This is a genomic window from Corynebacterium kutscheri (assembly GCF_000980835.1).
Classification (GTDB): Bacteria; Actinomycetota; Actinomycetes; order Mycobacteriales; family Mycobacteriaceae; genus Corynebacterium; species Corynebacterium kutscheri.
In genome coordinates, this window is record NZ_CP011312.1 from 844,565 (window position 1) to 856,068 (window position 11,504).

Here is an 11,504-nt window from a genome sequence, read left to right on the forward strand (position 1 = left end):
CTGGGTTGACAATCCTAGGCTTGCATTGGCCAGGCCATATTAATACTGCTTGTATCTTCGCCTCGGCCAGCAAGATAGCTTTTTAAACTTGATTGCATTTCATAATAAAACACAGCTTGTTTTTCCATAAGTGCCGTCATATCGAGTTCACTGAGTTCTTTTTTAAAGGTTCGTTTGGCTTGTATCCAGGCAATACGCGCAGCGGCAAGAGCATCGCTAGTAGCTTCATGAGCATTTTCTAATTTAACTCCATAATGCTCAGATAAACTGGTTAATGTGCGCTTGCCTTTACGATAACGATCGAAGCCCCGATCAATAACATAAGGATCGTAGACTGGGCCAGAAACAACGAAACTAGGATCAAGGGCACGAAGTACTGAAAGATCATAAGCAGCATTAAAAACAATCAGTGTGTAGCCCTTTTCCCAGGCGGAATTAATTTCCGTGATTGTTTGGGCAAGGACTTCATCATGAGGGCGACCATATTGGCGGGCATAGTCAGTGCTAATACCATGTACTTTGGTGGCTTCTACTGGAATTTCTATGCCTGGATCAGCTAAAAGCTCACTAGGATGTGCTCCCGTGTCGTCGATACGCACAAGTGCCGAGGTAACGATTTTAGATTGTTGTGGATCAACGCCGGTGGTCTCTAAATCAAAACTCAGTACTTTCATGGGATTAAAGCTCGATGCTGTGTTGCTCATAGTCTAACCATAACTGTCGTACCGGACATGATTAGAATAGCCAGGGTGAACCACGCTAAAACCATTACTACTGAGATTCGTCGCACCTGGGATGACCTGGCTAATCAGATTCGTACACACAGGGACGCTTATTATAACGCCACCCCAACGATTACCGATCAAGCCTTTGATGAACTTTTTCAAGAATTACAACAACTTGAAGCAGAATATCCAGGTCTTGCCACCCCAGATAGTCCTACCGCAACCGTGGGCGCACCAGTAGCAGAAGAATCTGGGTTCGCCAAAGTGGCGCACCTTGAACGCATGCTTAGTCTGGATAATGTTTTTGATGAAGCAGAATTGGGCGAGTGGTTGGCTCGCACACCGACAAATGGGTATTTAACCGAGCTGAAAATTGATGGTTTGTCGCTGGATTTGGTGTATCGAAATGGGCGTTTAGAGCGTGCGGCTACTCGTGGTGATGGTCGGATAGGCGAAGACGTCACCGATAATGCACGCGTTATTAATGGTATTCCACACCAGTTGGTTGATAGTACCCAATACCCAGTACCGAGCCTATTAGAGGTGCGCGGCGAAGTTTTTATTACCATGGCTGATTTTATTGAGTTGAATGCGCAGCGTCAGCGCGAGCATGAAAATAGCAAGTCCAAGGCTAAATTTAAGCCTTTTGCTAATCCACGTAACGCTGCTGCTGGTTCTTTAAGGCAAAAAGATCAAGAAGCAGTGAAAAAACGTCGGCTTACTATGATCTGCCATGGCATTGGTGCTACCGACGGTACAACTTTTAGCAGTCAATATGAGGCATATCAGGCTCTTTCTGCCTGGGGTTTACCAGTAAGCCCGCATACTAAAAAAGTTTCTTCGGTAACCGAGGTTATTGAGCAAGTGCGGTATTGGGATGCTCACCGTCATGATGTTGCTCATGAGATTGATGGCCTAGTTATCAAAGTTGATGAATTAGCTGAACAGCGTGAACTCGGTGCTACCTCACGTGCTCCTAGGTGGGCAATTGCCTATAAGTATCCACCCGAAGAAGTAATGACTACATTGCTAGACATTCAGGTAGACGTTGGTCGCACCGGTAGAGTAACTCCTTTTGCAGTGATGAAACCGGTATTTGTGGCTGGATCGACTGTGGAAAAAGCTACCTTACATAACCAAACTGAGGTGAAACGTAAAGGAGTATTAATCGGCGACACCGTGATTATCCGCAAAGCAGGAGAGGTAATTCCAGAGGTTCTTGGACCTGTTGTCGAAGACCGTGACGGTAGTGAGCGCGAGTTTGTATTCCCAAGTCAATGTCCCTCCTGCGGGTATACCCTGGCTCCACAAAAAGAAGGCGATGTAGATTGGCGGTGCCCTAATACCCAGAGTTGCCCAGCACAGCTTGCTACTCGGTTGGAATATATTGCCGGGCGAGGAGCATTTGACATCGCCGGCCTTGGTGAAAAAGCCGCTCGCGACTTAATTCACTCGCAGGTACTTATTGATGAGTCTGGGCTATTTAATCTCACTAGTGAGGATCTATTAAAAACTGCTTTTTATCGAAATGACGATGGAAAATTAGGCAAGGTGGGACAGAATTTATTAAAGAGCCTAGAAACAGCGAAAAATGTGGAATTATGGCGGGTAATTGTTGCGTTATCTATTCGCCATATTGGTCCTACCGCTGCGCGTGCAATCGCTACTCGCTATCGCAGTTTAGATGTGGCGATGGCAGCTAGTGTTGAAGACCTTGCTGAAACCGAAGGCGTAGGCATGATTGTCGCACAGAGTTTTAAAGAGTGGTTTGAAGTGCCTTGGCATCAAGCGATTGTAGACGCGTGGGCTAATGCAGGGGTGACTATGGCTGATGATAGTAGTCAGGCACCAGCGCCGGTGCTTGCTGGTTTAACTATTGTAGTTACTGGTTCTTTAGCTAATTTCACCCGTGATTCCGCTAAGGAAGCCATTGTTACTCGAGGCGGTAAAGCTAGTGGTTCAGTATCTAAGAAAACAGATTTTGTGGTGGTTGGCGAAAATGCTGGCTCCAAGGAAACAAAAGCTCGGGAATTGGGCCTGACTATTTTGAATGAAGCTGAATTTGAACAATTGCTTATCGACGGACACGTGCGCGAAGAGTAATTGATTCGTCGAAAAGCATGCAGCGTGTGCGCGACTTATACATAAGCCACGCACATACTCACTTATGTGATGCTATGCAGTACGAATAATCCGTCCGAGAATAGCGCTGAGATGTCCAATATGTTCGACTTCACTGGCAAGATAATCTGGTCCGCCTACGCGTCCGATAACAAGAATAAGATCGGTTCCTACAAGTGGAGCGGCAGCAACCGAACTATCAAGTACGCCCCAGGAATCAGGCACCCACGTTTCTGAATCAGGTTGTAAGAGGCGGGCGCGATCTACGGTGACCCCAGTTGGCGCCGATCCATCGTCTTTAGGAGCAGCAGGTGAGGCGGCAACTCGGGTGAATTCAGAGTCGGTATGTAACAAAATTGCCCAGGTAGAGGTGAGTACCTGAGGCAGGGCATCAATCATATTGGCTAAGGTTTCTGATTGAGTGCTAGTGCCGACAACAGAGGCTAGCATCTTAATTTGTCCGCGACGATCAACACGACCAGAATAGGGGCGGATCGAATCAACCTCGACTCCATCAACACCGTGTGCGGCAGTAATAAGCGTGTCTGGCATAGCGCCAGCCGGCAGCTCAATGACCATATCATCCATGACAGTGCCATCGGGAAAATCCTGAACAATATCAACAGAATGAATATTGCCGCCGGCCTTACCAATAGCCTCAGCAAGTTTGCCGAGACTGCCCGGAAGATTCGGAAGGAGCACGCGGATCAGGTACGTCATGGTTTCTACCTTTCCTGATCTATTGAAAGAAGTGTGGAACGTGTCCATCATACGGAAGGATCATAAAGATTGTGAATATCTATTCATAAATAGATTAATGGTGTAGTGGTTGTGGTACTTCTGGGTATGAATTTTATTCTCGGCTTGCGATAACAAGCAGATGGCATTTTAGGCAGGTATTGGCAAGCATTGACCGGTGAGGTAACAAAATTGCTCAGTGGTTTTTGAAGAGACGATGAATCAAAAAGGTTAGCAGTAAAAACTTCCTGAAGCATAGATGATATGCGAGAGCTAAAACTTTTTAAGTACTTAGTTGGATAGGTCTTATCGGGATTTTTCGGGGGCAGTTATCACTATGTGTCACTATGTGCCGTTGTATTTTGAGCGTTGCCGACGCCGTCGAATTATGGGGGCACCGTCGATACGCGTTTTATTCCATCGTCTAATGTCGGCTGGACGCCATAATGCGGTTCGACCAAGAATGACTCCGACTGGTGAGGGAATACGATGTGCAGTCTTGTAATTACTCCATGCAGTTGGGCTGAGATTGCAATATGCGGCGCATTGTTGACTTGTCCAAAGTTCTTCACCAGTGTCTTTATCAATAATAATAGGATCCATGAGCGGGAACTTCCTTCAAAGAAAAGATTATGGAATGTGAACTAATGCAATAAGTTTCTATGACAATAGTGACAATGGGAGATATACCTACTGAGATTACCTAGTGTTGCCTATTAAGGGAAAGGTAATTCGCTGCTTTTTAGTATTGCCTGACTGTTTGATCTGTTTGATGTGAGTAATGGGGGTATTAGGTGATGAATAAAAGCTGCTAAACTCCCAGGCTATATGGACAGCCCCTTCGTCTCTGTTGAGAAAGTGCAGTAGGCTATTTCGGGTAATAAGCAACATTGGAAGGAAGTTAAAGTGCCTGAGATTTCGCGCGATGAAGTCGCTCACTTGGCCAAGTTGGCTCGTCTTGCACTTAGCGATGATGAATTAGATCGTTTCGCTGAGCAGATCGATGGAATTATTGGCAATGTGTCGGCAGTGCAAAACGTTGACACTAAAGGTGTTGAGCCAATGAGCCACCCACATGCCATTACCACGAGTATGCGTGCTGACGTTGTAGAGCAGATTCTTACTCCGCAGCAGGCACTTGATCAAGCACCTGCGGTCGAAGACCAGCGTTTCGTTGTGCCGCAAATTCTGGGGGAACAAGATTAATGAGTACTTATTTAGTGCCGGAGACCGGTCTTACTTCTTTGTCAGCTGTTGAGTTAGCAGAAAAAATCCATAGTCGCGAGGTAAGCTCGCGTGAAGTTACACAAGCTCACCTTGATCGAATTGCCGAGACAGATGGCACGCTGCATTCGTTCCTTCATGTTGGCGCTCAGGAAGCACTTGCTGCTGCTGATGTGGTAGATCAGCAACTTGATGCTGGAGAAAAACCAGTTTCTGCGCTTGCTGGTGTTCCGCTTGCGCTTAAAGATGTATTTGTAACTACGGATGCGCCAACTACGTGTGCTTCTAAAATTCTTGAGGGCTATGTTGCCCCTTATGATGCAACCGTAACCAAACGTATCCGGGAAGCCGGTATTCCTATTTTGGGTAAAACCAATATGGATGAGTTTGCTATGGGTTCATCAACTGAGAACTCGGCTTATGGACCAACACGTAACCCATGGGATATTGATCGCACTCCAGGTGGATCCGGTGGCGGCACTTCAGCAGCTTTAGCCGCTGGTCAAGCACCCTTAGGTATCGGTACTGATACTGGTGGATCTATTCGTCAGCCCGCGGCATTGACTAATACGGTTGGGGTAAAGCCAACTTATGGAACCGTATCTCGTTATGGTTTGGTTGCCTGTGCATCTTCTTTGGATCAAGGTGGACCTACTGCGCGAACTGTACTTGATACAGCGTTGTTGCATGAGGTTATAGCTGGTTTTGATAAATATGATGCGACGAGTGTCAATCGTCCAGTTGCACCGGTGGTAGCTGCAGCACGTGAAGGTGGGCACGGTGATCTTAAAGGTGTGAAGATTGGTGTCGTTAAGCAGTTCGACCGTGAGGGGTATCAACAAGGAGTTCTCGACCAATTCCATGCAGCAGTAGCACAATTGGTTGCCCAAGGTGCCGAGATCGTTGAAGTTGATTGTCCACATTTTGATGATGCGTTAGCCGCGTATTATTTGATTTTGCCTTGCGAAGTATCTAGTAATCTCGCACGCTTTGATGGCATGCGTTATGGCTTGCGCGTTGGCGATGATGGTACGCATTCTGCAGAAGAAGTGATGGCACTTACTCGCGCTGCTGGTTTCGGTCCGGAGGTTAAGCGCCGCATTATTTTAGGAACTTATGCACTCAGCGTGGGTTACTATGATGCGTATTATTTGCAAGCACAACGCATTCGTACTTTGATTGCGCAGGATTTTGCCAAAGCATATGAGTCAGTTGATGTTTTGATTTCACCAACTACCCCCACGACTGCTTTTAAATTGGGGGAGAAGGTTTCTGACCCGTTGGCAATGTATAACTTTGACTTGTGTACCTTGCCACTCAATCTGGCTGGTTTATGCGGTATGTCTGTGCCTTCTGGTTTAGCTAAAGACACCGGCTTGCCGACAGGATTACAAATTATGGCACCAGCTTTTGCTGATGATCGACTTTACCGAGTCGGTGCCGCTTTTGAAAGTGGCAGAAGCTAGCTTTGTTGGAGATATAAATCACCCCATAGATTCAGCGATAGTGCTTGAGAGCTGCTATTTTTCGTATCTATGGGGTAATTTTGTTTACCCGAAATAGGGTGATTGCTGGGATGCTCGTTTAACGGTCATTTTTGGGTACCCGGTAGGCTTATGTTTTGTTGAGAAGGTCAGTATGGGAATTTGGTGAAAAGCCAAAACTGACGCGCAGCGGTAAGAAGGGACCGGTTTTCTAATAGCCACTGGCATAGAGCTGGGAAGGAAGGAAACCAGGAATGATCTTCAAGTCCGAATATCTGCTGGCCTTTTGTTAACGAGTTAACCTTCGCGGTTTAAGGTACTCGGATTTTATATTAAGGATTCTTTTTGGTTGCGGTGAGAAAATTTCGGCCGCCGGTAGCATTGATCTCATTGGTTTTGATCGCTGTTGCCGCAGTAAGTTTTTGTGTTTCATTGACCATTGGTTCAGTGCAATTTTCGTTATCTGATGTGTGGAGTGTAGTGTACGCCCACGTTATGGGTGGACCAACTCCTAGCGATAAAGGCCTCGATGCTGTTGTATGGGCAATCCGAGTTCCTCGGGGGCTGCTTGCGTTAATTGTGGGGGCAGGTCTGGCAATCGCTGGCGTAACTGTGCAAACTCTAGTGCGCAACCCACTTGCTGATCCCTATTTACTGGGTGTTTCTTCAGGCGCCTCGGTTGGTGCCACTGCAGTCATTGCGTTGGGTGTGTTCTCTGGTTTTGGTATCTATGCATTGAATTTCGGCGCACTTGTTGGTGCGTTAGCTGCCACAGCGACCGTGTATTTCATTACCTTGGCGCAAGGATCATTGAGTCCACTTCGCCTTATTTTATCCGGTGTGGTACTTAGCTCTGCTTTTTCGGCGATGGCAAGCTTTCTAGTTTTCCGTTCTTCCGATGCACGTTCAGCACAATCAGTAATGTTTTGGATGTTAGGTTCAGTTGCCGGTGCAGGTTGGGATAATCTTATTCCTGGTTTGATTTTGGTTATTGCAGCCGTGATTGTGCTTATGTTGCTCAGTTCTCAATGTGATGCACTAGCAGCCGGTCCAGATACCGCTATGAGTCTGGGCGTGCGAGTAGATGCGTTGCGACGGTTGCTTTTCGCACTACAAGCTATTGTAGTTGGCGGGATGGTTGCAGTTGCCGGCGGCATTGGCTTTGTGGGTCTAGTCATTCCACACTTAGCACGTATGCTTGTTGGCTCTTTACACCGTAGGTTGGTTCTGGTTGCTGCACTGATGGGCGCAATATTCTTATTGTGGGTAGACATGCTTGCCCGTATCGCCGCACCGCCGCAAGAAATCCCATTGGGTGTGGTTACCGGAATTATTGGTGCACCGTTATTCCTGATCCTTATGGGACGCAAGCGCTATGCATTTGGCGGTGAGCAATGAGTTTAGAAATAACTGGTATTGATTGTTTAATTGACAAAACAGTCATTCTTAATAAAGTCAGTTTTAGCGTTCCTACGGCCACAATGTGCGCAATCGTGGGAGTTAATGGTGCCGGTAAATCAACTATGTTGCGCACCATTGCGCTAACACCACCAATGGGTGTGCGTATCGATGGAATAGAAATTTCTACCCTTCATCCTAAACAGCGGGCACGGCAATTTAGTTTTGTTGGTCAGGAAGATCAACCACCTGCCGATTTGACTGTTGCTGAAGCAGTAGGACTAGGTCGATTGCCATTTTTAAAACCATGGCAGCTTGGGGCTGAAAAAGAACGTGTGATTATTGATGAAGCACTCGTGAAAGTCGGCTTGGCAGGTTTGGGCGATCGGATGTGTTCTGATCTATCTGGTGGTCAGCGCAAACGCGTTATTCTTGCAAGAGCGTTTGCTCAAGATACTCCGGTGATGTTTCTTGACGAACCTACCAACCATCTTGATGTGCAGCATCAATTATCGTTACTAGACGTATTGCGAAGTTCTGGTAAAACAATTGTTTCTACTATCCATGATCTCGATCTAGCGTATAGCCATTTTGACCAGGTTATTTTGGTTCATGGAGGAACTATTCATGCCTCTGGTACACCCGTAGAAGTATTAACTACCAATAATGTGTCCGCTACTTTTGGCGTGCATGCTATGGAAGTTCATGGTTCTTATCCTCATCTTGTTATCGAAGAGAAAGACTGATTCATAATGAAAAAAGAGATTATTGGCTTACTCGCAGTAGGAGCTTTGGTTGCTAGCTGCTCTAGCCAAACCGAAGAATCCGTTGTTGCTAGTGAAGACACAGTTAGTGTTACCAACTGTGGTGTTGAAGTGAACTACAAAGTCGGTGGAAACTGGTGGGTTAATGATGGCAACATCATCTCTATCGCTTTGGCCGCTGGTGCACGCGATAATGTCAAATGGGTTTCCTCAGTAGAGCAAGATCGCGATATTTTGGCTGCAAAATATGGTGCAGATGTTATCGATGCGCTCAATCCAGATTCTGATGTGTATCCAAGTAAAGAAGCAATCATTGCTGCTCAACCTGATCTTATGATTGCTGGTTGGAATTATGGTTTTAGTGAAAGCCGTGATCTCACTCCAGCAATCTTGGCAGAACAAGATATTGCTAGTTATTTGCTCACTGAATCATGCCGTCAAGAAGGATCAACTGCTCGCGGTACCACTGATCCATGGGAAGCTGTCTATGAGGATCTGGTGAATTTGGGCACTATCCACGGTGATAAAACTGTGGCTGAATCAGTGGTCAGCGATATGAAAGAACGCTTGGCTGAGCTAGAAAAAGCACCACAGGCAGAAAAAGCACCAAATATCTTTGTTTTTGACTCTGGAACTGAAGCCATATTTACCTCTGGTGCCTTTGGCGGCCCTAAGGCTATTATCGAAGCAGCAGGTGGCAAATTAGCTACTGACGATATCGAAGATACCTGGGTAGAAGTAAGCTGGGAGAAACTTGCTACTGAATCACCAGACGCCTTTGTTTTTGTTGATTACCCAGGTCAGTCTTTTGCCGATAAGGTTGAGGTCTTAAAATCTCATCCAGCCACTAAGGACTTGCCAGCAGTTAAAGAAGGGCGTTTTATTAACCTTTCCTATGCAATGTGGACATCAAGTGCGTTAAATATTGATGCAGCTGAACATGTTCGTAAAGGATTGGAAAAGTTCGGTTTGCAGCCTACCTCTGATATTAAAACTCAGCTAGAACTTCCAAAGTCTTTGGATGGCCAAGAGTACTTTAGCTAGGTTTTAAGCTGGAAAGCGCTGTTCTAAGACATAGTGTTTGGTGGGTGCATCATATCGCACATCTTTAAAACCAAGCCGTCGGTATAATGCATGGGCACGCGGGTTGTCTTCGCTTACACTAAGCGAAACACCCGCCCATTGCTGTTTTTGGGCTAGTTCTAGTACTTCTTGGATTAAGGCAGTACCGACTCCTTTACCTTTTCGATAGCGCGGTTCAACGGCGATAGCCAGCTCAGGTAGTCGGCTATCCACATAGCCGTAGCCGTGTTGTTGATCGGTTCCCCAGACTAACCACACTCCACCGGCTGGAATATCACCATCCCAAGCAATGAAACCACCATTATTTGGTTCCCATTGGCGAACATAATATTCGAAGTCTTCATGGAATCGTTTCATTTCTTGATCAGTTAACTCGGCGTGCTCGTCCCCAAAAACTTCGGTAAGAAAATTAAGTCGGGCAATATAGCTACGATCTGATTCCGTGGTGGGGATAAGGGTAATCTCACTCATAGACACCGATACTAGAGCAGAAGCAATAAGTATTCAGCTTATGGTGAATCATGAAGAAGGGATGGAAGGAAAACCAAGGATGGCACGTGTAAAAGAAATACCAGCGTTACCGATGCCAGAAAAAGACGCTTGGCCGGCGCTTATTGCTTTATGTATAGGTTTTTTTATGATCCTTTTGGATCAAACTATCGTGGCAGTGGCCACGCCAATGCTGCAAGAAAGTTTCTCTGCTAGTTATAACCAGATTATTTGGGTTACCAGTGCCTATTTGTTGACCTTTGCAGTTCCGTTATTGGTTACTGGCAGGCTAGGGGATCGTTATGGGCCAAAGAATATTTATATCTTAGGCATGGTTATTTTTACGATTAGTTCATTAGCTTGTGGCTTTGCTTCAAATATTTATGTCTTGATTGTTGCTCGTGTAGTGCAAGGCGTAGGTGCAGCACTATTAACCCCACAGACGATGAGCGTTATTAACCGTATTTTTGCCAGACAACGCCGTGGTGCTGCTTTAGGGGTATGGGGAATCGTTGGTGGTTTAGCTTCGTTAGCTGGTCCCTTATTAGGCGGATTTATTACTCAAACCTTGGGGTGGGAATGGATTTTCTTCATTAATGTGCCCATTGGTGTAGTCTCAGTTATTTCGGTGTGGTGGTTGGTGCCAGATTTCTTAAAAACAACTCGAAAAATTGATCCGCTGAGTATTGCCTTATCAATTATTGCGGTATTCACTATTGTTTTTGCTTTACAACAAGGTGAAGAAGCCAATTGGGCATGGTGGATTTGGGCATTACTTGGATTAGGTATTGCTGTGTCGTACATATTTGTGCGCCAACAATCGCAGGCTGAACTTCGTGGCAATGATCCGCTGATGCCATTGAGTCTTTTTACCATGAAAAATTTCTCTATGGGCACAATTGGCATTATCACTATGGGGTTTATGGTTGCGGGCACACCTTTGCCGCTGATGCTATTTTTACAACAGATTCATGGTCTTAGTGCTTTGTCTGCAGGACTAATGATTGTTCCACAGGCAGTGGTTGGAATTATCCTTTCACCAATTGTGGGTCGGATGGCTGATCATTATTCACCTAATGTTTTGGCCACGATTGGTTTTGGAACATCAGCTGTGGTTATGTTTTTACTTTTTATTGTGATGACAGTACATGCTGATTTATGGACTATCCCAGTCGTGATGTTTCTTTTGGGCGTATCGACATGTTTTGTGTGGTCGCCTAATTCTACGGCGACGATGCGAGACCTGCCGCCATTAAGCATGGGGGTAGGATCAGGTGTTTATAACACAGCGCGTCAGGTAGGTTCAGTGACTGGTTCAGCAGCAATTGGCGCGGTGCTTCAATGGCGTATTGGCGCAGGTGATGCAGGAGCAGCTTATGGGCAGTCTATGCTTTTAGCTGGCATTGTGCTTGCTATTGGTGCTCTTGCTGCGTGGCGCGCTTATCGCTTATAAATGAGATAGGTTTTTATTAAGCATG

General features: G+C 46.0%; 11 protein-coding genes and 1 riboswitch. Of the genes, 7 read left to right on the forward strand and 4 right to left on the reverse strand.

Annotated features, from left to right (window positions below; translation table 11 throughout):
* Positions 1-14: 14 nt before the first annotated feature.
* Positions 15-704, reverse strand: a complete 690-nt coding sequence (locus UL82_RS03900) for a 3'-5' exonuclease (RefSeq protein ID WP_046439103.1) — start codon at positions 702-704, stop codon at positions 15-17.
* A gap of 27 nt (positions 705-731) precedes the next feature.
* On the opposite strand from UL82_RS03900, the gene ligA reads away from it, so the two are divergent.
* Complete coding sequence (ligA, locus tag UL82_RS03905) at positions 732-2,828, forward strand: NAD-dependent DNA ligase LigA (RefSeq protein WP_046439104.1); 2,097 nt, start codon at positions 732-734, stop codon at positions 2,826-2,828.
* A 72-nt stretch (positions 2,829-2,900) separates the two neighbouring features.
* On the opposite strand, the gene UL82_RS03910 is transcribed toward ligA, so the two are convergent.
* Together UL82_RS03910 and UL82_RS03915 are read right to left on the reverse strand one after the other, a co-directional pair.
* Entirely contained in the window at positions 2,901-3,566 is a 666-nt protein-coding gene (locus tag UL82_RS03910) for an ACT domain-containing protein (RefSeq protein WP_046439105.1), read from the reverse strand.
* 363 nt (positions 3,567-3,929) lie between these two features.
* On the reverse strand, positions 3,930-4,187 hold the full coding sequence (locus UL82_RS03915; protein WP_046439106.1) for a hypothetical protein: 258 nt from the start codon (positions 4,185-4,187) through the stop codon (positions 3,930-3,932).
* A 303-nt stretch (positions 4,188-4,490) separates the two neighbouring features.
* Between UL82_RS03915 and gatC the strand changes: the two genes are divergently transcribed.
* The 5 genes from gatC (at position 4,491) to UL82_RS03940 (ending at position 9,498) form a co-directional block, all read left to right on the forward strand.
* Positions 4,491-4,790 (forward strand): Asp-tRNA(Asn)/Glu-tRNA(Gln) amidotransferase subunit GatC, encoded by a 300-nt coding sequence (gene gatC, locus UL82_RS03920; protein WP_046439107.1) that lies wholly within the window; start codon positions 4,491-4,493, stop codon positions 4,788-4,790.
* The gene (gene gatA, locus UL82_RS03925; protein ID WP_046439109.1) at positions 4,790-6,274 is read left to right on the forward strand and encodes an Asp-tRNA(Asn)/Glu-tRNA(Gln) amidotransferase subunit GatA; all 1,485 of its coding nucleotides are present in this window, start codon (positions 4,790-4,792) and stop codon (positions 6,272-6,274) included. Before gatC ends, gatA begins: the two co-directional genes overlap by 1 nt.
* 123 nt (positions 6,275-6,397) lie before the next feature.
* A riboswitch (cobalamin riboswitch) is annotated at positions 6,398-6,589 on the forward strand.
* 57 nt (positions 6,590-6,646) lie between these two features.
* Entirely contained in the window at positions 6,647-7,690 is a 1,044-nt protein-coding gene (locus UL82_RS03930; protein ID WP_126363829.1) for a FecCD family ABC transporter permease, read from the forward strand.
* A complete protein-coding gene (locus UL82_RS03935) occupies positions 7,687-8,436 on the forward strand; it encodes an ABC transporter ATP-binding protein (protein WP_046439112.1) in 750 nt (249 codons plus the stop codon). Before UL82_RS03930 ends, UL82_RS03935 begins: the two co-directional genes overlap by 4 nt.
* Before the next feature lie 6 nt (positions 8,437-8,442).
* Positions 8,443-9,498 (forward strand): ABC transporter substrate-binding protein, encoded by a 1,056-nt coding sequence (locus UL82_RS03940; RefSeq protein ID WP_046439113.1) that lies wholly within the window; start codon positions 8,443-8,445, stop codon positions 9,496-9,498.
* A gap of 3 nt (positions 9,499-9,501) precedes the next feature.
* Here the strand turns inward: UL82_RS03940 and UL82_RS03945 are convergent, their stop codons facing one another.
* The gene (locus UL82_RS03945) at positions 9,502-10,014 is read right to left on the reverse strand and encodes a GNAT family N-acetyltransferase (RefSeq protein ID WP_172595886.1); all 513 of its coding nucleotides are present in this window, start codon (positions 10,012-10,014) and stop codon (positions 9,502-9,504) included.
* Positions 10,015-10,087: 73 nt separating this feature from the next.
* On the opposite strand from UL82_RS03945, the gene UL82_RS03950 reads away from it, so the two are divergent.
* Positions 10,088-11,479: a DHA2 family efflux MFS transporter permease subunit gene (locus UL82_RS03950; RefSeq protein ID WP_052735860.1), complete on the forward strand. Its 1,392-nt coding sequence runs from the start codon at positions 10,088-10,090 to the stop codon at positions 11,477-11,479.
* The last annotated feature ends 25 nt before the right edge of the window (positions 11,480-11,504 follow it).

Coding starts and splice junctions, on each gene's coding strand:
- UL82_RS03950 (WP_052735860.1), top strand. CDS start 10,088: ATGGCACGTGTAAAAGAAATACCAGCGTTACCGATGCCAGAAAAAGAC.
- UL82_RS03935 (WP_046439112.1), top strand. CDS start 7,687: ATGAGTTTAGAAATAACTGGTATTGATTGTTTAATTGACAAAACAGTC.
- UL82_RS03900 (WP_046439103.1), bottom strand. CDS start 704: ATGAGCAACACAGCATCGAGCTTTAATCCCATGAAAGTACTGAGTTTT.
- ligA (WP_046439104.1), top strand. CDS start 732: ATGATTAGAATAGCCAGGGTGAACCACGCTAAAACCATTACTACTGAG.
- gatA (WP_046439109.1), top strand. CDS start 4,790: ATGAGTACTTATTTAGTGCCGGAGACCGGTCTTACTTCTTTGTCAGCT.
- UL82_RS03915 (WP_046439106.1), bottom strand. CDS start 4,187: ATGGATCCTATTATTATTGATAAAGACACTGGTGAAGAACTTTGGACA.
- UL82_RS03940 (WP_046439113.1), top strand. CDS start 8,443: ATGAAAAAAGAGATTATTGGCTTACTCGCAGTAGGAGCTTTGGTTGCT.
- UL82_RS03910 (WP_046439105.1), bottom strand. CDS start 3,566: ATGACGTACCTGATCCGCGTGCTCCTTCCGAATCTTCCGGGCAGTCTC.